General features: G+C 51.3%; 18 protein-coding genes and 1 pseudogene. All 19 read right to left on the bottom strand.

The window, feature by feature from the left end; translation table 11 throughout:
• Nucleotides 1-248 (bottom strand): annotated as a pseudogene (locus tag EFBL_RS20700) (anthranilate phosphoribosyltransferase); the annotation flags it as partial.
• A 51-nt stretch (nucleotides 249-299) separates the two neighbouring features.
• The gene (gene nirD, locus EFBL_RS16315) at nucleotides 300-620 is read right to left on the bottom strand and encodes a nitrite reductase small subunit NirD (protein WP_424955028.1); all 321 of its coding nucleotides are present in this window, start codon (nucleotides 618-620) and stop codon (nucleotides 300-302) included.
• 15 nt (nucleotides 621-635) lie between these two features.
• Nucleotides 636-3,056: a nitrite reductase large subunit NirB gene (gene nirB / locus EFBL_RS16310; protein WP_096183170.1), complete on the bottom strand. Its 2,421-nt coding sequence runs from the start codon at nucleotides 3,054-3,056 to the stop codon at nucleotides 636-638.
• Nucleotides 3,025-5,205, bottom strand: coding sequence for a molybdopterin oxidoreductase family protein (locus EFBL_RS16305; RefSeq protein WP_096183168.1), 2,181 nt, complete (start codon nucleotides 5,203-5,205; stop codon nucleotides 3,025-3,027). The genes nirB and EFBL_RS16305 overlap by 32 nt, the downstream gene beginning before the upstream one ends.
• Before the next feature lie 529 nt (nucleotides 5,206-5,734).
• Nucleotides 5,735-6,391, bottom strand: coding sequence for a response regulator (locus EFBL_RS16300; RefSeq protein ID WP_096183166.1), 657 nt, complete (start codon nucleotides 6,389-6,391; stop codon nucleotides 5,735-5,737).
• The gene (locus EFBL_RS16295; protein ID WP_096183164.1) at nucleotides 6,363-7,457 is read right to left on the bottom strand and encodes a PAS domain-containing sensor histidine kinase; all 1,095 of its coding nucleotides are present in this window, start codon (nucleotides 7,455-7,457) and stop codon (nucleotides 6,363-6,365) included. The genes EFBL_RS16300 and EFBL_RS16295 overlap by 29 nt, the downstream gene beginning before the upstream one ends.
• A gap of 62 nt (nucleotides 7,458-7,519) precedes the next feature.
• Nucleotides 7,520-8,623, bottom strand: a complete 1,104-nt coding sequence (locus EFBL_RS16290) for a TIGR04053 family radical SAM/SPASM domain-containing protein (RefSeq protein WP_096183162.1) — start codon at nucleotides 8,621-8,623, stop codon at nucleotides 7,520-7,522.
• Nucleotides 8,565-9,071: a GAF domain-containing protein gene (locus tag EFBL_RS16285; protein ID WP_096183161.1), complete on the bottom strand. Its 507-nt coding sequence runs from the start codon at nucleotides 9,069-9,071 to the stop codon at nucleotides 8,565-8,567. Before EFBL_RS16285 ends, EFBL_RS16290 begins: the two co-directional genes overlap by 59 nt.
• 192 nt (nucleotides 9,072-9,263) lie before the next feature.
• Nucleotides 9,264-9,950: a respiratory nitrate reductase subunit gamma gene (gene narI, locus EFBL_RS16280; protein ID WP_096183159.1), complete on the bottom strand. Its 687-nt coding sequence runs from the start codon at nucleotides 9,948-9,950 to the stop codon at nucleotides 9,264-9,266.
• Complete coding sequence (gene narJ, locus EFBL_RS16275; protein ID WP_165912469.1) at nucleotides 9,947-10,519, bottom strand: nitrate reductase molybdenum cofactor assembly chaperone; 573 nt, start codon at nucleotides 10,517-10,519, stop codon at nucleotides 9,947-9,949. The genes narI and narJ overlap by 4 nt, the downstream gene beginning before the upstream one ends.
• On the bottom strand, nucleotides 10,470-11,999 hold the full coding sequence (gene narH / locus EFBL_RS16270) for a nitrate reductase subunit beta (protein WP_096183157.1): 1,530 nt from the start codon (nucleotides 11,997-11,999) through the stop codon (nucleotides 10,470-10,472). The genes narJ and narH overlap by 50 nt, the downstream gene beginning before the upstream one ends.
• Nucleotides 11,989-15,669, bottom strand: a complete 3,681-nt coding sequence (locus tag EFBL_RS16265; protein ID WP_096183156.1) for a nitrate reductase subunit alpha — start codon at nucleotides 15,667-15,669, stop codon at nucleotides 11,989-11,991. Before EFBL_RS16265 ends, narH begins: the two co-directional genes overlap by 11 nt.
• Nucleotides 15,670-15,813: 144 nt before the next feature.
• Nucleotides 15,814-17,040, bottom strand: coding sequence for a nitrate/nitrite transporter (locus EFBL_RS16260; RefSeq protein ID WP_424955029.1), 1,227 nt, complete (start codon nucleotides 17,038-17,040; stop codon nucleotides 15,814-15,816).
• A gap of 13 nt (nucleotides 17,041-17,053) precedes the next feature.
• Nucleotides 17,054-18,361, bottom strand: coding sequence for a NarK family nitrate/nitrite MFS transporter (locus EFBL_RS16255; protein ID WP_096183152.1), 1,308 nt, complete (start codon nucleotides 18,359-18,361; stop codon nucleotides 17,054-17,056).
• A 317-nt stretch (nucleotides 18,362-18,678) separates the two neighbouring features.
• On the bottom strand, nucleotides 18,679-19,110 hold the full coding sequence (locus EFBL_RS16250; protein WP_096183150.1) for a universal stress protein: 432 nt from the start codon (nucleotides 19,108-19,110) through the stop codon (nucleotides 18,679-18,681).
• A gap of 211 nt (nucleotides 19,111-19,321) precedes the next feature.
• The gene (locus EFBL_RS16245; RefSeq protein ID WP_231705838.1) at nucleotides 19,322-19,867 is read right to left on the bottom strand and encodes a hemerythrin domain-containing protein; all 546 of its coding nucleotides are present in this window, start codon (nucleotides 19,865-19,867) and stop codon (nucleotides 19,322-19,324) included.
• A gap of 109 nt (nucleotides 19,868-19,976) precedes the next feature.
• Nucleotides 19,977-20,624: a hypothetical protein gene (locus tag EFBL_RS16240; RefSeq protein WP_096183148.1), complete on the bottom strand. Its 648-nt coding sequence runs from the start codon at nucleotides 20,622-20,624 to the stop codon at nucleotides 19,977-19,979.
• Complete coding sequence (locus EFBL_RS16235; protein ID WP_096183146.1) at nucleotides 20,621-20,992, bottom strand: FixH family protein; 372 nt, start codon at nucleotides 20,990-20,992, stop codon at nucleotides 20,621-20,623. Before EFBL_RS16235 ends, EFBL_RS16240 begins: the two co-directional genes overlap by 4 nt.
• Nucleotides 20,992-21,297: AAA family ATPase (locus EFBL_RS21455; protein WP_369690109.1), on the bottom strand; the 306-nt coding region annotated here is incomplete at its 5' end. The genes EFBL_RS16235 and EFBL_RS21455, both read right to left, overlap by 1 nt.

Raw genomic sequence — 21,297 nt, 5'->3', positions numbered from 1 at the left:
CCGGCGCAATCCAGAACTCCGGTCTTGTGATGGCTGATTTTTGTTGCGCGAACTCTTAATGCATCCACGAAGGCAAGCAGTTCCTCCGTTGTTTCTCCCTTAAGACGTTCGGCTATCAGGAAGGCCCCGATCTGGGCATCGGTTGCCTCCCCGTCCAGGATGCGCTCAGCCGCTTCCTTGGCAGCCTCGTATGAGAGATCTTTTGCCCCTTTCTTGCCTCTTCCCACTTCTTTGATGTATTCCTGCATGGTATCCCGTCCTTCCTTCAATTGACGGGAGGCTGTAACGAACAGTCATCCCTACATACTGATATACACCTTTCCCTCCTTCACGTCCACCTCATAGGTGATGACACAACCGTCGTCAGGCGCCTGCACCTTGCCGTCTGCCAGATTGATTTTCCAATCATGCATCGGACAAAACACATAATTTCCGGATACGATTCCTTCCGCCAACGGTCCCCCTTTGTGGGGGCAGCGGTTCTCAACCGCGCGCACCTCCCCGCTGCTCAGACGAAAAACCGCAATTTCCCGTCCGTTTAATTTAACGACCCTTCCCGTTTGGAAAGGAAGATCCTCCAATTTGGCCACTTCCACCTTAACAGCTTCCAAACTCTTCATCACGGTTTCCCTCCCTTATGCAAGTACAGGCAGTTCTTCATATACCGCTCTGACTTCTTCATTCTGAACAATTTCTTTCCACGGATCCTTAAGCACTGAAAGTGCCACGTCGATCCGTTCGTTCAACTGGCGGCGAGTTTCCGGATCTTCCAGCACCTTTTGGATGTTGGCCAATCCTACGCGTTCTACCCAATAGGACGTACGCTCCCCATAGTTCGCATTCTCCCGGTAATACTGCATGAACGCCCCTGTCCATTCCATTACTTCTTCTTCGGTCTTCACTTTGCAGAGCAAATCGCCAGCACGCAAATGTACCCCGCCGTTTCCGCCGACATAAATCTCCCAGCCCCCGTCAATTCCTACCACACCAAGGTCTTTGATGCCTGATTCCGCACAGTTGCGCGGGCAGCCGGAGACAGCCATCTTGAATTTCGCGGGAGTGTTAATCCGTTCGAACTTCTTCTCGATGTCAATCCCCATTTGAATCGAGTTCTGGGTTCCGAAGCGGCAGAAGTCACTTCCCACGCATGTTTTAACAGTACGCAGTGCCTTGCCATATGCAAATCCGGAAGGCATATCCAATTCGGCCCAAATCTTCGGCAGATCTTCCTTTTTTACCCCCAACAAATCGATACGCTGTCCGCCTGTAACTTTCACCATCGGCACTTGATATTTCTCCGCCACTTCGGCAATACGCTTCAGTTCGGACGGTGAGGTGACTCCGCCATACATGCGGGGAACGACAGAATATGTGCCATCTTTCTGGATGTTGGCATGCAGCCGTTCGTTGACAAAGCGGGAGGCACGCTCATCTTCATGCTCCTCGGGCCACAACATGTTCAAGTAATAGTTGAGCGCGGGGCGGCATTTCGAGCATCCTTCCTCCTGATTCCATCCCAATACATACATAACTTCCTTGACGGTGGTGAGATGTTTCTCCTTGATCTCCGCAAGTACTTCCTCCCGACTGAGGGACGTGCAGGAGCAAATCGGCTCTTTCTGGGCGGCAATCTGAGCTTTGTCTCCAAGTACGCTTTCCAGAACTTGCGCCACCAGCTGCTTGCAACCTCCGCAGGATCGGGAAGCTCCGGTACACCCCTTAATATCCTCAACAGAGCAAAGCCCTTTTTCTTGAATCGCTTGCACGATCGTGCCTTTCGACACTCCGTTGCACCCGCAAATGATCTCTTCATCCGACATAGCCGCAACTGCTGCCATACCGGAAACACCTGCGGAATCCGGGTTCTCCAGAACCGAAACCCGCTTGATCTCCATCACGTTCGTTTCGTTTTTCATCATTTGCAAAATGCGGGTACTGTCGCTTGTGTCGCCGAACAATACCGCACCGACAACCTTATTGTCCCTGACCAATATTTTCTTGTAGATTCCGGCAAACTCATCATGGACACGGATGGCTCTTGTATCGGGGCTATCCATGAATTCTCCGGCGGAGAATACATCCACCCCGGAAACTTTTAACTTCGTGTATACAATGGAACCTTCATAAGGATCCGTTTCCCTCTTGCAGATCCGCTTGGCCAGCACTTGTCCCTGTTCAAAAAGGGGTGCCACCAAACCGTAGACCATGCCCCGGTGTTCGGCACATTCTCCGACCGCGTAAACGTTCGGGACGCTGGTTTCCAGGAAATCGTTCACCACAATACCGCGGTTCACCTCGATCCCGTTTTCTTTCGCCAATGCGACATTGGGCTTGATCCCAACCGCCATTATAATCAAATCGGCTTCTTCGACTGTACCGTCTTTAAACCGCAGCCCTGTTACCCGTCTGTCCCCGAGTATCTCCTCCGAATGCTTTTCCATCAAGAAACGCATCCCTTGTGCTTCCAACTCCCGCTGCAGCATCTTGGAAGCAACAGGATCCAACTGACGTTCCATCAGATTGTCGAAAATATGAACTACGCTTACTTCCATAGAAAGATTGAGCAGGCCTCTCGCTGCTTCCAGTCCGAGGAGTCCACCGCCGATGACAATCGCTTTTTTGTATTTCCTGGAGGCTTCGATCATTGTCTCACAGTCCTTGATGTCCCGGAATGCAATGACACCCTCTTTGTCCGCCCCCGGGAGCGACAGCATGAAAGGAAGGGAGCCTGTCGCCAGAATCAGGTCGTCATAGGATTCGACAATTCCGCCATCCGTATAAACCAGATGTTTTTCCGTGTCGATCTTTGTTACTGTCTGCCCGGTGTGCAGTTTGATTCCATTCTGCTCATACCAGTTCCAGTCGTTTAAGACGATGTCCCGAATGTCTGCGTCACCGGCAAGGACGGAGGAAAGCAAAATCCGGTTATAGTTCGGATGCGGCTCGCTGCCGAAAATGGCAATCTCGAACCGGTTCGGAGCGAGTTTCAGAATTTCCTCGATACAACGGACACCAGCCATTCCGTTACCGACCAAGACCAATTTTCTCAAGTTCATGTGTTCTCTCCCCTTCCGCTTTGCTATTGATTTTTTTTATGGATACGGCACACAGTTTGAACTCGGGCATTCTCGATTCGGGATCCAATTCCGCCAGAGTTAAAAGATTGACCGACTGCTCTTCTTCCCAGTGCATGGGGACAAACAGGGTATCAGGCCGGATGGCCGTCGTGACTTTCACTTTGAATTTCGCACTGCCTCTTCGCGTAACCAGTTCGACCCGTTCGCCGTCCTCAACCTGACTGGCGGCTGCCGTTTGTGGATGCATTTCAACATAAGGGGCCGGTTGCCTGGAATTGAGCAATACGGTTCGCCGCGTCTGAACTCCGGTCAGATAATGAATCATTAAACGGCCTGTGGTAAGGGTATAAGGATATTCTTCATCCGGCATCTCTTTGGGAGGCTCAAATTGAACCGGATAAAAAACCGCCTTTCCGTGAGAATGGGCAAACCGTTCCGTAAACATCCGTTCCGTTCCCGGATGGTCGTCGCTCGGACAGGGCCAGAACACACCTCTTTGCTGTTCAATCTTCGAATAGGTGATGCCGGAATAATCCGCTTTGCCCCCGGCACTTGCCAAGCGCAGTTCCTCAAATATATCCTCGGTCGAATCATAAGAGAAGAACCGCTCTTTCCCGAGCAGCTTCGCCAAATCGGCCAGAATCCGCCAATCCAGCCGGGCCTGACCGGGAGGCTTCTGGGCCGCCCTGCGCACTATCACACGCCCCTCCAGATTGGTCATGGTTCCTTCGTCTTCCGTCCATGCAGAACCAGGCAGAACGATGTCGGCCATCTTGGCCGTCTCCGTCAGGAACAGGTCAACCACGACCAATGTGTCGAGTCCTGCCACCGCTTTTTTCACGAAACTGCTGTTCGGACTGGATGTAACGGGATTGGAAGCGAGGACAAACAAACCTTTGATCTCGCCTTTTGCCATGTCCTCAAACAGCTCATAGGCAGACTTTCCCTTTCCCGGAAGTTCGCATTCGTCAATCCCCCAAACGGATGCAATATAGGCGCGATCTTCCGGATTCTCGATCAAACGGTATCCCGGCAGTTGATCCGCCTTCTGACCGTGTTCCCTGCCGCCTTGCCCGTTCCCCTGTCCGGTTACGGCACCATATCCGCAGCCGGGTTTGCCGATCTTGCCGGATGCAAGCACCAGATTCAGGCAGCTGATGACATTGTTGACACCCCGGGCTTGCTGTTCGATTCCGCGGGCGGTCAGCAAAAGAGCCGTTTCAGCTGTCCCATACCAACGGGCAATCTGCACGATGTCCTCCGCCGGAACATCCGTTAACTGGGCTGTTTTGGCAGGTGTGTAGGAGCGGACCGCATCCGCCACCTCTTCAAAACCGACGGTGCGCTCAGCAATAAAAGAAGAGTCGATTAAATCTTCCTCCACCATCACATGCAGAATGCCATTCATGAGGGCGGAGTCGGTTCCGGGTTTGATCGCGACATGAAGATCCGCCATTTTGGCAGTTGTGGTCTTGCGCGGATCCACCACCACAATCTTGGCGCCATTTTTCTGGGCCTGGCGAAGATATGGCAGCATCGTCGGCTGGCAATCCGCAATGTTTGCGCCGACGATAAGGATCAGCTTTGCCAGAGGAATGTCGCTTAGAGGCACAGTCATTCCCCGGTCCACCCCAAATACTTTATTCATCGCCGTTGCTGCGGAGGACATGCAGTAACGTCCGTTGTAGTCAATGTTTTTGGTACGGAGCGCCACACGGGCAAACTTGCCCAGCAGGTACGCTTTCTCGTTGGTCAGCGATCCTCCGCCGAATACGGCAAATGCATCCGAACCATACCGCTGTTGGATGGTTCGGATTCGATCCGCAACTGCGGACAACGCCTCCTCCCAAGACACCATCGTCAGTTCTCCGCCTTTTCGAAGCAGGGGCATGGTCAGCCTTTCCCTGTGACGGGCATGCTCATGTGCTACAATCCCTTTTGGACAAGCTTTTCCCGAAGCAACGGGAAAATCCTTGATCGGCTGAATCCCGGAAATCCTTGAACTGGCCGTTTCAACCCGGAGTTCAATCGCGCATTGCATGCTGCAAAAGCAGCAATGGCTGCTGACACCCGTTTCGCTATTGGCGTGATCTATTCTCGACTGATACTCATAGAGAAGCTTCTCCATCCCCCGGACCTCCATATCGACTCAAACTCTGCTTGCCGGCGCTTGTCTGTTGAAATGACGAAAGCCCTGTGCCGGGTCGCACACTTGATCATCCGGACGAATCCCGAAACAATCAGGCGCTTGCGGTTATACAGGGCTTCTTTGCCACAGTCCGGCAAGACCACATTGTCATTGCCGGACGGAATGTGCTGTATTTACTTTATAGTTATTATACAGAGAAACTTACATGATGGCAAGAAGTTTATGTTATATTTTTTTACACGAAACGCTTGAATTGCAAGGTTGGGCCAGTTTCCATGTCAATAATGTCAGGTTTTCTTACAAACGAAATTGTCAATGCCTCAATCTTCTGTAATAGTAAAAGTAACCTCTCCGTTTCCATCAGTCGGCAGCCGCCGGCACCCCAATGGAAATAAAAACCTCCGCTCCGGATAGGAGCAGGGACAGGTTTAGCCTGTTCCTCTTTTTTTACGCAAAAACACTCCCTGCCATAAGACAGGGAGTGTTCAGCATTTGTGCAAAAATACAATCAATCAAAATCAAGCAAGCCTTTTTTGAGCGCATACCGAACCAACTCGGGCCGGGTCTTCAAATGCAGCTTTTCCATGATCTTGGTTTTGTGGGTCTCAATCGTCTTGACGGAGACCACCAGCTGCTCGGCAATTTCCTTATTGGAATATCCTTTGGCTATCAGCGCCAGAATTTCTTGTTCCCGTTCCGTGAGTACATTGTAGTTGTCAATTTCCTCACCTTTCTGCACACGCTGCAGAAACTCCTGAATCAGGGACTTCGTAGCGGAAGGATGCAGATAAGCAGCACCGGACTTGACAGTACGGATGGCTGTCAGAAGGTCCATATCCGGCGCGCTTTTCAATATATAGCCCGAAGCCCCCGCCTGAAGCACCCGGAAGAGATATTCCTCATCATCATGCATGGTTAATATCAAAATATCGATTTCCGGAGCGGCTTCCTTCAAACGCCCGGTGGCAGACAACCCGTTCTCGCCGGGTGGCATGCTCAAGTCCATCAGCACGACATCCGGCCTGTATTGCAAAGCCTTCTCCACCGCTTCCTTCCCGTCAGCGGCAGTATCAATAACTTCCATGTCGCTTTGGGCATTAATCAACATGGAGAGCCCTGACCGAACTATCGCGTGATCATCGGCTATAAGTACCCGGATCGACATGCAAAGGCTCCCCCCTGTCAGTTAATGGAATCATTACATGAACCACAGTTCCTTCACCGGGTGCAGACTTGATTTCAACCGTGCCGCCAAGGAGATTGGCGCGCTCTTTCATGCCGTACAGCCCAAGGCCTGTACCTTGTATGCGAATCTGGTCGGTGTCAAACCCTCTTCCGTCATCCTCGACATACAGTTCCACCATGTCGCCGGAATCGACCAGCCGGACCATGATTTTATCGCAATCCGCATATTTGGCGGAGTTGGTCATGGCCTCCTGGCAGATTCGATACAAGGCCGTTTCCACAACCGGCGCATACCGGCGTTTGTTGCCGACAATTTCAAGCTCGGTTTCAATCCCGAAAGTCTGTTCATAGCGTTTGTTGTAGGAACGAATGGCAGGCACCAGACCCAGATCGTCAAGCGCTGACGGTCTCAACTCCACTGCCAGGCTTTTCACTTCTTCCAACGCCCGGGTTGTCATTTGCTGGACATCTTCGAGATGATTCCGGATATTATCGTCCAATTGCAACTGGTTAACAACTTTCAGTCCTACCAGGATGCTGTACAATGCCTGTCCTACGCCATCGTGCAGGTCGCGCGAGACCCGCTTGCGTTCCTCTTCCTGTGCCTGGATGACATAATTGGTCATCATTCTCTGGATGCGTTCCCGCTCCATCCGGTGTTGTTCGGACATATCACGCAGAATGACGACCAGGTATTTGACATCCTGGTCGATCAATCGTGTGGAACTGGCTGCAACGGCATATTCGTTGCCATCTTTCGTTTTGAGTTTCATCTCAAAGGAGGGCATACTCAACCGCTTGGCGAAACAATCCACGCAGGACGCTTCTTCGACGCAATTCGCCATTCCCCTGCAGATATCGCAGAAATGAATCTTCCCAATCAGTTCTTCCGCACTCCAACCGGTCATTCTTTCGGCCGCAGGGTTGGCCCCTGCAACGAACCCTTGCTCATCTATGATTAAAATGGCATCCGTCACATTGGTGAATATTGATTCAAGCACCGAGGTGGACTTATCGGCCGTGCCCAGATTCCCTAACCAAGCCATTGGCAACTTCCCCTCTAGTCTATACTACTTCTATTATAGCCGAAATGACCGCTTAAAGAAACTTAACTTATGGCTTTCTTATAATTCGGAGGGATAAAGGTGCAGTATGGCTCGCTTTCCAGATAGTCGCCCGTTACGGCATAGGCTCTTGCACGCGAACCGCCGCATACGTTCCGGAACGGACAAACCCCGCATTTTCCTTTGTAATTGTCAGGGTTTCGCAAGGACTGGAAAATTGGCGAGTTCCTGTAAATATTCACCAGGGACCGCTCACGGACATTGCCGGCGACCACCGGCAAGAATCCGCTTGGCTGCACATCGCCCAGATGAGAGATGAATACGAATCCGTTTCCGTCATTGACCCCAAACATCGGCCGGCCAATTCCGTCATCCGTCTCCCCGTTGTTGCGCTGCACGCCCAGCAGATTCATACGGGAGATTGTTTCCCCTTCCGCTTTGCGGCGCTGCATGACCACACGGCGATAGTGCTGGGCGGCTGTCGTCTTAATATCGAACGGTGCAGTTTTGGACAGATCATACAGCCAATTGAACACCTGTTCATGTTCTTCCGGCGTGATCATATCATTGGTTTTGCCGCGCCCGGTCGGAACCAGGAAAAATACGCTCCACAAAACACACTTCAGTTCCTTCATCAGAGCTGCCAAATTGTCCAGGTCGTTCAGATTGTAGCGGCTTACGGTGGTGTTGATCTGAATCGGCAATCCCAACTCATGCAAATATTCAATGGATCGCATGGTCAGGTCAAAAGATCCTGCCACTCCCCGGAAAGCGTCATGGATTTCCGCATTGGACCCGTCGATCGAAAATGCCCAGCGGGAGAGTCCGGCTTCTTTTGCTTTGCGCATCGCCTCTTTTGTTACATGGGGCGTTGCGCTGGGTGTCATCGACATCTTCAGCCCTTTCCCCACGCCATACTTGATCAGCTCAAACAAATCCGGACGCATCAAAGGATCCCCTCCGGTGAAGACAACTACCGGATCCCCAAATTCCCTAATCTGATCCAACAACCGAAACCCTTCTTCCGTTGTCAGCTGTCGGGGATCGGGGTTCGGCTGGGCTTCTGCCCGACAGTGCAAACAAGCCAATTCACATGCCCTTGTGATCTCCCAAATCACTATAAAAGGCGATTGTTCGAACGGTCCCATTGTTGTTGCCTCCTCTCTGCTGAATCATTGTGCCAAGCTGCTCGGCCACGACGCTGACCAGTTCAACGGTTTCCTCGTCAAATCCCCTTGTATGTCTGCACCCAACCAGCAGTACTCCCTTAATCCTGTCATTGGTGACAACCGGCACGCTAACAATCGATTTCAGGTTCTCCGCCAGCAGAATGGGATACTCACGGGGATCGTCGCCGCTTTGCGGAGAGAACGATTCCATGATCATCGGGCGACCGGATCGCAGAACCTTTCCGGCTATGCCTTTTCCCAAACGCAGCACAATCCGTTTGTATCTTTCATTCCGGCTACCGGAAGCATATTTCCAGCGAATCGCTTGGTCCTTGTCGTCTGCCCAGGCCAGAGCAGCGAAGTCAGTGGCTGTCAGACGCCTCAATTCACTGAGACTTGCCTCTATATCTCCTTGCAGGCTGCCCATGGTTCATGCCTCCAAACCCCATAGAATGTGCAGTCTAAAAATTGCTAACTCTAGTCTACTTCCAATGCGGGAATCATGTTATCGGGGAATTCCCTGAAGTCGTTCTCTGAAATCCCCGATTTTTTAATTTGCCCCAAGAAGATATAAAATCCCCGGTTGCCGGAAACCGGGGATTCACGGGATACGAGTCGATTATGCGTGAGTATTGCGGCTTCTGTAAAGGATGTAACTTCGCCGGAAGTAGGCCAGCGGAACACTCCAGACGTGCACCAAGCGGGTAAACGGCCAGACCCCGAAGATGGCAAATGCCAACAGGACATGCAATTTAAAGAATATAGGAACACCGGTCATCAGGGACGCATCCGGAGTGAAAGTCAGAATGCCTCTGACCCACGGAGAGATGGTTACCCGATAGTCGTAACTGCTCAGCATGTTATGACCGACAGTCGCCAACAAGCCCATTCCAATAACTGCAAACAACAGGATTGCCACCAGCATGTCACTTGTGCTGCTTGTAATGCGAACCCGCTTGTTGGTGACACGGCGGAACAGAAGGATGGAGATTCCCGCCACGGTCATAAGGCCGGCTAAAGTCCCTCCATAAACAGCTCCCAGATGATAAAGGCGCTCCGAGATTCCAAATGCTTCTGTCACGGCCTTCGGGACAAGCAAACCTGCCACATGTCCGAGGAATACCAGGAAAATCCCGATATGGAACAGCATGCTTCCCCATTTCAGGCTTTTCTTCTCAAGAAACTCACTGGATTTGGCAGTCCACGCAAGTTGGTCCGTCTTGTAACGATAAATATGGCCAACCACAAAAATCGTCAACATCATGTAAGGGTAGATCACCCATAAAAATTGGTCCAAGGCGCTCATTGTTGACACCCCCCTAATTGATCCAGCCGATCAGCTTCGAGCAGGCATGCCTGGATAAGCCAGGCGTAAGGGCTGCCCGATTTGTCAAGTTCTGCTTGGAGGTTCTGAATGGCCTGGCGAAAATCCTTAAGTGCCTTAAGTGTTGGCTCCATGGGAGCAACCGAAGCAAATTCAAGAATCATCGGCAAATAGTCCGGCAATTCTTCGGCAGACACTTCAAAACCCGCTTCTTTGTAAAATTCCTTGATCCGCACCAGAACCTCTCCACGTTCCCGCTCTTCGCCTGAAGCGGAGTACGTCAAGTAAAGATTGGTCTTGGGGTTGAAATCAAAAGTGTTCACATACTTCTCGGTAAAGTCATTCAGGTCTTCCGTTTCCAGATATGAGACAAACCGGTTGATCAGTTCGGCTGCCGGCCGATTCTCCACCTGACAGGCCAACTCCCGAAGTTCTTCCGGATGAAGCCACTCTTCATCCGGATACTGCAGCAAGAGAGAAACCAGTTGGAATGTCAGTCGGTTAACGTCGATCTCTGTCACTGAATGTGGGGTAGAAGTAAACGTTGTCACCCTCATAACCTCCCACCGTGCAAGAATCACATCCCGCGAAGTCGTATCCCGCAGCCCCTTGTTCGCTGTACAGGTTCATATAGTGCTCTTTGTGCGCTGTCGGGATTACGAAGCGGTCTTCATATTTGGCAATCGCGAGCAACCGGTACATTTCTTCCACCGCTTTGGGCGTAAGCCGGACCTGATTGATCATGTCAAGGTCTGTTTCCTTCCCGAGATTGACGGCCCGCATGTGATGGCGCATCGCAACCATTCGATTCAACACCAGGGTAATCACGTCAGCGTCACCCGCAGTGAGGAGGTTCGCCAGGTATTGAACGGGAATTCTCATTTCCTCAATGGCCGGGAAAAGCAGTTTCGGGTCGATAGCGGCACCTTGTCCTTCAAACACATTCATGATCGGGCTCAACGGCGGAACATACCAGACCATCGGCAGTGTACGGTATTCCGGATGGAGCGGCAGTGCCACACCGTATTCAATAGCAAGCTTATAAACCGGCGACTTGCGGGCCGCTTCCAACCAATCGTCGGAGATGCCGTCCTTCTTTGCCTGTTCGATGATTTTGGGGTCATTGGGATCCAGGAACAGGCTCAGTTGCGCCTTGTACAGATCTTTGGCGTTCGGTGTGGAAGCCACTTCCTCCACCCGGTCTGCGTCATACAACAGAACCCCGATGTAACGGATACGTCCCGTGCAGGTCTCGGAACACACGGTCGGGAGTCCTGCTTCAATCCGCGGGAAACAGAAGGTGCACTTCTCCGCTTTTTGCGTTTGCCAGTTGAAATACACTTTCTTGTAGGGGCATCCGGACATACAGTAACGCCAGCCGCGGCAAGCTTCCTGGTCCACCAGCACAATGCCGTCTTCATCCCGTTTGTACATAGCTCCTGATGGACAGGACGCCACACAGGACGGATTCAGACAATGTTCGCAAATCCGCGGCAGATACATCATGAACGCTTCTTCAAATTCCATCCGGACCTGTTCTTCCATAGCCGTAATGTTGGGGTCCCGGAGCCCCGTTTCGTGGGCTCCGGCCAGATCGTCTTCCCAGTTCGGGCCCCACTCGATGTCCATGTATTCGCCTGTAATCAGCGATTTCGGACGGGCAACCGGCTGGTGTTTCTTCTGCGGACTGTTGGTCAGCGTTTCATAATCGTAAGTCCAGGGTTCATAGTACTCGTCGATGGTCGGAAGGTCCGGATTATAGAAAATTTTGGCCAATGCCAGCTTGTTGATCTTGCTTCCTGAACGCAGCTCCAGCTTGCCATTCTTCAGCACCCAACCGCCCTTGCGTTTTTCCTGGTTTTCCCATTCGATCGGGTACCCGACACCCGGCTTGGTTTCTACGTTGTTGAACCAAATGTATTCAGCGCCGGAACGGTTTGTCCAGGTGTTCTTGCAGGTCACGCTGCAGGTGTGGCATCCGATACATTTGTCCAGGTTCATCACCATTGCGACATGAGCTTTAATTTTCAAGCCAGGACACCTCCTTCATCTTTCTGACAACGACATACAGGTCACGTTGATTGCCGATGGGACCATAGTAGTTGAAACCGTAACTGAGCTGTGCGTAACCGCCGATTATTTGGGTCGGTTTCAAATGAATCCTGGTCGGACTGTTGTGGGTTCCTCCACGTTCCTTGGTGATCTGTGAACCAGGAGTATTAATGTGCTTATCCTGTGCATGGTACATGTATACGGTACCCCTTGGCATCCGGTGGCTGACCACCGCCCTTGCGGTCACAACCCCGTTGCGGTTGAACACTTCAATCCAGTCGTTATCCCTGATTCCCGCAGCAGCCGCGTCTTTGTCGTTAATCCAGACGTTCGGTCCGCCGCGGAACAGAGTCAACATCATCAGATTGTCCTGATAAGTGCTGTGAATGTTCCACTTTCCGTGCGGAGTCAGATAACGCAATACAATATCCTTGCCCTCATCGCCTGGCTTATGATCCTTGCCTGTGAATACCATTTTCGGCAAGGTCGGCTTATAGGTCGGGAATTGTTCGCCATACTCCAGGATGATTTCATGGTCAAGATAGAAGTGTTGCCGTCCGGTCAGAGTCCGGAAGGGAACCAGCCGCTCAATGCTTGTTGTAAACGGAGCGTAGCGTCGATCGCCTTTGTTGGAACCGCTGAAGACCGGTGTTGGAATGACTTGTTTGGGCTGTGCGGTGATATCCGCAAATTTGAAATGTTCGGCAGCCCTTTCTTCCGCCAGGTCTTTCAGCTTCATGCCCGTTTTCTTTTCTTCCGCTTCCCACGCCTTTACCGCTACTTGGCCGTTGGTGGCACTGGACAGCGTAAGGATGGTTTCACATGCCTGACGATCCGTTTCCAGCTTCGGGCGCCCTTGTGCCACACCCGGTTTGTCGACAATGCCGTTGATCTTTTTCAATTGCTCGTATTGATCCTTCACAGAGAAGGAGATGCCGTGCGCCCCGATCGGGTTGGTTTCCAGCAAGGGACCGAGTGCCGTGAACTTGTCATAGATTTGCGTATAGTCACGTTCAACAACGACCAGGTTTGGCATGGTTTTGCCCGGAATCGGCTCCACCTCGCCCTTCTTCCAATCCAGCACCTTGCCGAAGGGCTGTGCCAGCTCAGCGGGAGAGTCATGCAGAAGCGGTGCCGCCACTACATCCTTCTTTGGCTCCGGCAAGTAGATTTTGGCCATGTCTGAGAACGTTTTGGCCAACGCCTTAAAGATATCCCAGTCGGACTTCGCTTCCCAAGGCGGGTTGATGGCCGGGTTCAGCGGATGCACAAACGGGTGCATGTCGGTACTGCTCAGGTCATGCTTCTCGTACCAGGTTGCTGCCGGCAGCACAATATCCGAATGCAGGGCGTTACCTGCCATGCGAAAATCGAGGCTGACCAGCAGATCCAGCTTTCCTTCCGGCGCTTTCTCGTGCCATTTGACTTCCTGGGGTCTGTTGACCACGCTTTCCTCCGACAGGAGTCCGTTTGAAGTCCCCAACAGGTGCTTCAGAAAGTATTCATGGCCCTTTCCGGAACTGGAGATCAGGTTCGAGCGCCACACAAACAAGGCACGCGGGAAATTCACGGGATTGTCCGGATCTTCCACGGCAAAGCTCATATTGCCGTTTTTCAGTTCTTCCACAACGTATTTGATCACTTCTTCGTTCGAAGCTGCCCCTTTCTGCTTCGCATCATCAAAAAGTTGGATCGAATTGCGGTTAAACTGCGGATAAGACGGCAGCCAGCCCAGACGGGCAGCCAACACATTGTAATCGGCCGAGTGCTGGTACTTCGCCTTTCCGGCAGTTGCCGACACCAGGTCGTTCATCTGCAGTTCATCGTAACGCCACTGATCAGTTGCAAAATAATAGAAGGAAGTTGCGTTTTGCAAACGGGGCGGCATTGACCAGTCACGGCCAAATGCAATCGTTCCCCAGCCTTCGATGGGCCGTAATTTTTCCTGACCGACATAGTGGGCCCAACCGCCTCCATTGACCCCTTGTGCCCCGGTCAAAAGCACCAGGTTCAAAATGGCGCGGTAGATGGTGTCGCCGTTGTACCAGTGGTTGATACCCGCTCCCATGATGATCATCGAGCGTCCGTTGGTGTCGACAGCGTTTTGTGCAAACTCTCTTGCAATCTGAATCACCAGCTCACGCTTGACGCCGGTACGCTGTTCCTGCCATGCAGGTGTGTAAGGTTTCGGATCATTGTAATCAATCGGATAATCACCAGGCAGGTCGCGGTTGACCCCGTAGTTTGCCAGCATCAGATCAAAAACGGTTGTAACATAGACTGTTTCTCCCGCCCCTTCAATCCGCTTGACGGGAACGGCACGGCGGAACACGCCTCGGTCTCCCTCGTCAAAGTAAGGGAAGTCAACGGAAAGCATTTCGTCTTCGTTGCCAAGCAGCGTCATTGCCGAATCGTATGGATGACCTGCTTCATCTTCCTGTTTCAGATTCCACTTGCCCGCATCTGCCCAACGGTGTCCGATGCTGCCGATTGGAACAACGATTTTCTTTGTGTCGTTGTCGAATACAACCGGCTTCCATTCAGGATTCTTCAACGGGAATCCCAGATCGCTTGCCAGCAGGAAGCGGTCAGATACGAAAGAGTCACCCTGCTTCTTCAAAGTAATCAGGTAAGGCAAGTCGGTGTATCGTTTTGCATAACTGTTGAAGTACTCGGTCTGACGGTTCACATAAAATTCCTTGAGAATTACGTGCGTCATGGCTTGTGCCAAAGCGCCGTCCGATCCCGGATTGGGCGCCAGCCAGTTATCGGCAAACTTGACGTTTTCCGCATAGTCCGGACTGACTGCAACCACCTTGGTGCCTTTATATCGGGCTTCCGTCATAAAGTGGGCGTCCGGGGTCCGAGTCATCGGAACGTTGGAACCCCACATCATGATGTAGCCGGAATTGTACCAATCGGAACTTTCCGGAACGTCCGTTTGTTCACCCCAGATCTGCGGGGATGCAGGCGGCAGATCCGCGTACCAATCATAGAAACTCAGCATGGGAGCACCCAGCATCGACAGGAAACGGGCTCCCGATGCATAGCTGACCATCGACATCGCCGGAATTGGAGTGAATCCGGCAACCCGGTCGGGACCATATTTTTGAATCGTATAAATCAGGGAAGAAGAAATCAAACGGTTGATTTCATCCCAGGAAGCGCGGACGAATCCGCCTTTGCCGCGGGCTGCTTTGTATTGTCTGGATTTCTCCGGATCTTCCACAACATTCTTCCAGGCTTGAACCGGATCTTTGGTTTTCTGCAGTTCTTCGCGCCACAGTTTGAGAAGCGCTCCGCGAACATATGGATATTTCACCCGCAGCGGACTGTATACATACCAGGAGAAACTGGCTCCCCGGGGACACCCGCGCGGTTCAAATTCCGGCATGTCCGGACCGGTGGTCGGATAGTCGGTTTGCTGGTTCTCCCATGTGATGATTCCGTCTTTGACAAACACTTTCCAGCTGCAGGAACCGGTGCAATTGACCCCGTGGGTTGTCCGGATTACTTTGTCATGCTGCCAGCGACGGCGGTAAACTTTCTCCCATTCGCGGCTCTCCGGAGACATTTCGCTCCATCCGCCGGAGTAACGTTCGTTTGGTTGGAAGAAACGAAGTTTACTGAATATCGATTTTTGCTTCATCCTGCGACACTCCTCCCTTATTCTCGATTCATTTGATTATCGAATTGGTTTGCAAATAAGAATGACTCTCCGCAATTTGATTTGGAATCACTTACAGGAATCCCCGGGACGGAGCCACGCACCGGGGATTGAATTTGCTTTCCGTTACACCGATTTTGACAGGCGTGCGTCAGCCGGAATTCCTTTATTGACTGACTCTTTTGCCCAGGATCGCTTCAATGCAATCAACACCAGCAGCGCAACAAGATAAGTTGCTGCAATCCACCAGAACCCGTAGGAATAGGAATTGGTCAGTCCTTTCAGAGTACCGAGAATATTCGGCAGAAAGAATCCGCCCAGCCCCCCGGCAGCGCCGACAAACCCTGTCATAATGCCCACTTCCTTCGGAAACCGCACCGGCACCACTTGAAACAAGGCGCCATTTGACAGACCGAAGATCATGAGAGCCACAAACAGCAGTGTTAAGGCCACATACACTGAAGGCAGCGTACCTACCAGAACCAGCACAATGGTTGCCAGCAGGAACAAACGGATCAGCATTTTCATTCCGCCTATACGGTCAGCCAACCATCCGCCGATCGGGCGAACGAAACTGCCGGCAAATACCACCAGTGTAACAAAATCTCCGGCGGTAACCTTGCTGACCCCGTACTGATCGACAAAGAAGAGGCCCAGATAGCTGGTCATGCCCACGAATCCGCCAAAGGTCAGACTGTAGAAGAAACTGAACAGCCATGTTTCCTTGTGCTTGACAATCGACAGATACTGACTGACGGTTTGCGGTTTCGAAGCAGTCGGGCAGTCCTTGGCAAAAATCGCAAATACGATAAAAGCGATCAGCAAAGGAATCAGAGCCAGGCCAAACACGCCGTGCCAGCCGATTACTTCGGCAATTCTGGGCGCAAACAAAGTAGCCAGTACAGTACCACTGTTTCCCGCTCCGGCAATCCCCATTGCCAAGCCCTGATGTTCGGGCGGATACCAACGGCTTGCCAGCGGCAGCGCCACCGCAAAACTGGCTCCTGCGACTCCCAGCAGGAAGCCGAATGCGTGCACTTCATTCAAACTGTTGCCGTACAGCCATCCCCAAAGCAAAGGAATCATGGTGATGATCATGCCGATTATCCCCATGCGTTTGCCGCCGAAACGATCGGCAAGAAGGCCCATCGGGATGCGCAGCAGCGCACCCCCGAGAACCGGAATCCCCACCATCAGCCCCTTTTGCGCCGGTGTAAGGTTAAAGTCCTGCACAATGAAGGTGGATGTGGCTCCAAGCATGACCCAGATCATGAAACTGATGTCGAAGTAGAGGAACGATGACAGCAGGGTCGGCAGGTGACCGCTTTTTAAAAAGCTGGTTTTCTGTTTCATCGCCATTCACTTCCTAACATTTGATTTCGGCATTCTTGCGAGCGTAGTAGTACCAGGTCAAAATCAGACTGACCAGGTAGTATGCAAGGAATGCATACAAGGCCATCATCGGAGAACCGGTGCTTGCGATCGACCAACCGAAAGATTTCGGAATGAAGAATGCGCCGTACGCAGCGATTGCCGAGGTAAAGCCCAGTACAGGAGCCGCTTCTTTCGGTTCAAAGATAATCGGAATCATCCGGAAGGTGGAACCGTTTGCGATACCAGTGGTGATGAACAGTATCATGAACATCGTGAAGAATCCCCAGAAACTGTGAGCGTTCATGTAGTAAATAACCCCGATGGTTGCGCCAATCATCACGATAATGTCCCAAAACGTGACTCTTGCGCCGCCCACTTTGTCAGACAACCAACCTCCGACAGGACGTATCAAAGCACCGACCAGCGGGCCAAGAAACGCGTACTGGAGCGGATTCACATCCGGGAATGTAGCTTTCGTCAACAGCGGGAATGCCGCCGAATAGCCGATAAACGAACCGAAGCACATGGTATAAAGGAAGGTCATGATCCACATGTGTTTCCGTTTGAAAATCACCAGCTGTTCCTTAATGGAAGCTTGGGCGCTTGAAAGGTTGTTCATCCCTAACATCGCGGCAAGAGTTGTCAACACAATCGGAATCACCCAAACATAAGCAGCGTTTTGCAGCCACACCTGCTTGGTGGAGCCGGCGGTGGTGATGACTTGCGGTTCCCCTCCCAATGCTCCAAAGATGCCGGCAGTGATCACAATGGGAACCAGAAACTGGGTAACGCTGACCCCAAGATTTCCGAGTCCCGCATTCAGGCCAAGGGCCGTACCTTTCCGGGCTTTCGGGAAAAAGAAACTGATATTGGACATGGAGGAAGCGAAGTTACCGCCTCCAAATCCGCATAACGCTGCCAGAATCGCCATTTCCATAAAGGAAGTGGTCGGATCCTGAACAGCGATTCCGATCCCGATGGTGGGCAGCAGCAGGGTGACTGTGCTGAATACCGTCCAGTTCCGTCCTCCAAAGATCGGAACTACAAACGAATAGAAGATGCGAAGTGTTGCACCCGTCAGTCCGGGCAACGCGGCAAGAGTAAATAACTGCTCCGGCGTGAATTTGAAACCTATACTGTTCAAGTTGACCGCGACTACCGACCAGATCTGCCAGACAGCGAAGGAGAGGAGCAATGCCGGAATCGAGATCCACAAGTTGCGGTTTGCCACTTTCTTTCCTTCAGATTCCCAAAAAGTGGGGTTTTCCGGGTCCCATCGTGCCGATAAATTTGTTGCCATTCCAATTCCCCCTTAGAAACAACGTGTACTCTCCGAGTGAAGAATGAATCCGGATTCCTTGGCTTAATCATAAGTGCTGACAGCGATTCCGTAAGTCGGGAGACTCCCTGATTCTTGGGGGGGAAATTCCTGATTCAAATCTTCGCTTTTTCCCCCGTATTCCAAAGAAAAAAACCTCCGAAATGCCTTCGGAAGTTACAATAAGTTTGCTTTTTCACATTTTCTTAAAAAGTGATTCGTAGAATCAGTCCAATCAAAACCGGTTTGTGAACAAAATGTAACAAAGAAAATTTACTTTTGAAAATTCTTGAGGGGAGTTATCGGACAATCAGTACGGAACAGGGTGCGTGATGCAGCACTTTGGCGCTGACACTTCCCAAAAGCACCGAGGAAACCACCCCATGTCCCTCGCTTCCCAGGACAATTGCGTCAAACTGTCCATTCTTTGCTTCCTCGCAGATGATATTGGCCGGATTGCCTTGCAGGGTCTGATAAGTTACCCTTTGTTGATCGGGAAACTGTTTCCACGCGGCAAAAGCCGGAGTTGCCTCCGGCACTTCCAAATCCGCCGGTTCATGCGCGATGGGCAGATATCCATTGGCATCCGCCACCGGAAGATAATAGGGCTGGTGCACGTACAACAATGTAATTTGAACGTCCGGAATTTCCTGATAGGCTTGAATGGCCCAATTAACCGCTTTCTGCGATGCTTCCGATCCGTCCACCGCCAGGAGTATTTTTTTGAACATGAGTACCCCTCCTTCAGGATAATGATCACATTGCAACCTTCTGCAAATATTTTACCAGACCGGTTTACACTGCCCCTTGCAAGTTATTATGTTTTAAAATTCGTTCATAACTTTGTTTCTATTTCTGGAATACTTGTCAAACGGCCAGAAAAGACCTGGAGAAAAAAAAGACTGCCGGGATCTGCGAATCCACAACAGTCAAACAGATTCTTTAGCGGTCAAACAGCTTCAGCAGTTCTTCTTTCTCTTCTTCTGTCAGTACCTTCTCCGCCATTGGGAAAAGGACGTTTTCTTCTTTCATGAAGTGCTCCTGCAAGATTCCGATGGCTGTCATCAGAGGCGAAACTACGGACTGTACCTGTTCCCTGGCCGGACTCTGGCCGATCTCACCCATCCGTTCTTCAAACAAGGCCAGATTTCTCTTGGCCTCGCCATGTTCATACTCCATTACCGCAATCGGCCCAAACTGGGTTCCGATATGACGTCCCAAAACAGGAAACAGACCGCCTTCTTCCCTTTCCGAATGGGGCTCAAGCTCCGACTTGAATTTCTTTTCCATTTCGGCCAATTCCCGAATGGCAACGCCCAGGTCTTGTTCCACGCCAGAAGTAATCTGTTTTGCTTTCAGTACCATCTGATCCATTTGCTGTCTCAGCGGAGGATGCTCATCAAACAATCGCCGGATAGCGGCACAGAAGGTGATCCCTTCCGCCCCCGCCAGGTGTCCCATGCAGCCCCCGATTTCATTGTGGTTCATGTGAATCGCTCCTTTTCATCGCCAGATTCTATTTCATAATTGATTTAGCCAGTGGGTACATTCCCAATATAAACCGGATATTTTCCTTCTGCTGTTAGATTTGTCACAGTCATTCGGTTTTCTTGTCATGAATCTCGATTTTCAAGGTTCCCATTTGGGAAACCAGCAGTTCTTCATATTTTTTCTGAGCCAATACATTGACTTCTTTGCCTTCCGCCTGCGGGTTGGCCTGCTTTACAGTGTTGAGCACATCCTGTTGAACCTTCTTGGACAATACGATCATTTGATACTGGGAACGTTGTTTTGACCAGAATTTGGCTTCCCCGTATTGCTTGATCAAATCTGTGGCAACCGGATATTGGGCATAAATCTCTTTCACCTTTTGCATTTCGTTCTCCACTTCCGAGTCGGATGCCGTATGTCCTTTCTCCTTGGCCAGCAATGATACTGCCCGCAACCTGATAATTTGCGTCAGCAGATTGTTGCGGTCTGAAACGACTTTCTCCAGGCTCTGCCAATACTTGATCGCCTCTGCCAGTTCCTTTCCTTGCAGTTTCTGCTTCTCCGCCTCCAGATTGATGGCGATTTGGAGACGGTTAATCAGTTGATAGAAATCCAGGTCTTCCTGTGTAATAGGTTCGCCGTTGATTGCCGCTACGGTTGCTGAAATGGCCGCTGCACCGTCAGGCGACTGATTTGCTCCGCAACCGGTCAGCAGCAAGAGAGAGACAAACAGCAGACTGGCTATTCTTATCATTTTGCTTCCACTCTTTCTGTTTTAAACTGCAGGGTTTGTTCCTCGGTTCGTTTGCCATTGCTCATATTTACGTTGACCAGCCATTCGCCGCCCATGGGAAGCTTGACTTTCCCTGTATATGTCCCATTGCCGCCGTCGGTAAACATCGCTTCCACCTTGCCGTGATCCATTTTTTTCATTTCAAATTGGGCTTTGACCTGCAAACCGGTAACGGGTTGTCCCTGTTCCTTGATTTCGATGGTGATCGGAAGTTCTTGTTCCCCGATATATTGTGCAGGTGCCTGGACATTCGCAACCCAATCATTATCGGAACCGCAGCCTGTCAGCAAAATTCCTGCCAACAGCACGAATCCGGCAATCTTCTTCATCAGACAACACCTCCCCCTATTCCTGAAGTCAAGTTCGGCAGCTTGCTCTGAAACTCTTCCACCGAATATTTATGAACCGTTCCATTGTCCAGAAATGCCACATGTGTGCAGATCTGTTGAATTTCATCCATATGGTGGGAAGAGAAGAGAATGGTCTTGTCGGTCAACGACTGCAGAATGGAGAGAATGTCTTTCCTCCCCATTGGATCAAGACCGCTGGTTGGTTCGTCAAGAATCAGAATCTCTGCTTCAAAATAGAGCATTGCGGCCAGCCCCAGACGCTGCAGCATTCCCTTCGAATATCT

The sequence above is a fragment of the Effusibacillus lacus genome (assembly GCF_002335525.1).
Lineage (GTDB): Bacteria > Bacillota > Bacilli > Tumebacillales > Effusibacillaceae > Effusibacillus > Effusibacillus lacus.
This window is presented reverse-complemented; position numbering and strand designations above follow the sequence as displayed.

Bases quoted from the DNA above. Each gene is read 5' to 3' on its own strand.
- nirD (WP_424955028.1), bottom strand. From the start codon at position 620: ATGAAGAGTTTGGAAGCTGTTAAGGTGGAAGTGGCCAAATTGGAGGAT.
- nirB (WP_096183170.1), bottom strand. From the start codon at position 3,056: ATGAACTTGAGAAAATTGGTCTTGGTCGGTAACGGAATGGCTGGTGTC.
- EFBL_RS16305 (WP_096183168.1), bottom strand. From the start codon at position 5,205: ATGGAGAAGCTTCTCTATGAGTATCAGTCGAGAATAGATCACGCCAAT.
- EFBL_RS16300 (WP_096183166.1), bottom strand. From the start codon at position 6,391: ATGTCGATCCGGGTACTTATAGCCGATGATCACGCGATAGTTCGGTCA.
- EFBL_RS16295 (WP_096183164.1), bottom strand. From the start codon at position 7,457: ATGGCTTGGTTAGGGAATCTGGGCACGGCCGATAAGTCCACCTCGGTG.
- EFBL_RS16290 (WP_096183162.1), bottom strand. From the start codon at position 8,623: ATGGGACCGTTCGAACAATCGCCTTTTATAGTGATTTGGGAGATCACA.
- EFBL_RS16285 (WP_096183161.1), bottom strand. From the start codon at position 9,071: ATGGGCAGCCTGCAAGGAGATATAGAGGCAAGTCTCAGTGAATTGAGG.
- narI (WP_096183159.1), bottom strand. From the start codon at position 9,950: ATGAGCGCCTTGGACCAATTTTTATGGGTGATCTACCCTTACATGATG.
- EFBL_RS16265 (WP_096183156.1), bottom strand. From the start codon at position 15,669: ATGAAGCAAAAATCGATATTCAGTAAACTTCGTTTCTTCCAACCAAAC.
- EFBL_RS16260 (WP_424955029.1), bottom strand. From the start codon at position 17,040: ATGAAACAGAAAACCAGCTTTTTAAAAAGCGGTCACCTGCCGACCCTG.
- EFBL_RS16255 (WP_096183152.1), bottom strand. From the start codon at position 18,361: ATGGCAACAAATTTATCGGCACGATGGGACCCGGAAAACCCCACTTTT.
- EFBL_RS16250 (WP_096183150.1), bottom strand. From the start codon at position 19,110: ATGTTCAAAAAAATACTCCTGGCGGTGGACGGATCGGAAGCATCGCAG.
- EFBL_RS16245 (WP_231705838.1), bottom strand. From the start codon at position 19,867: ATGAACCACAATGAAATCGGGGGCTGCATGGGACACCTGGCGGGGGCG.
- EFBL_RS16240 (WP_096183148.1), bottom strand. From the start codon at position 20,624: ATGATAAGAATAGCCAGTCTGCTGTTTGTCTCTCTCTTGCTGCTGACC.
- EFBL_RS16235 (WP_096183146.1), bottom strand. From the start codon at position 20,992: ATGAAGAAGATTGCCGGATTCGTGCTGTTGGCAGGAATTTTGCTGACA.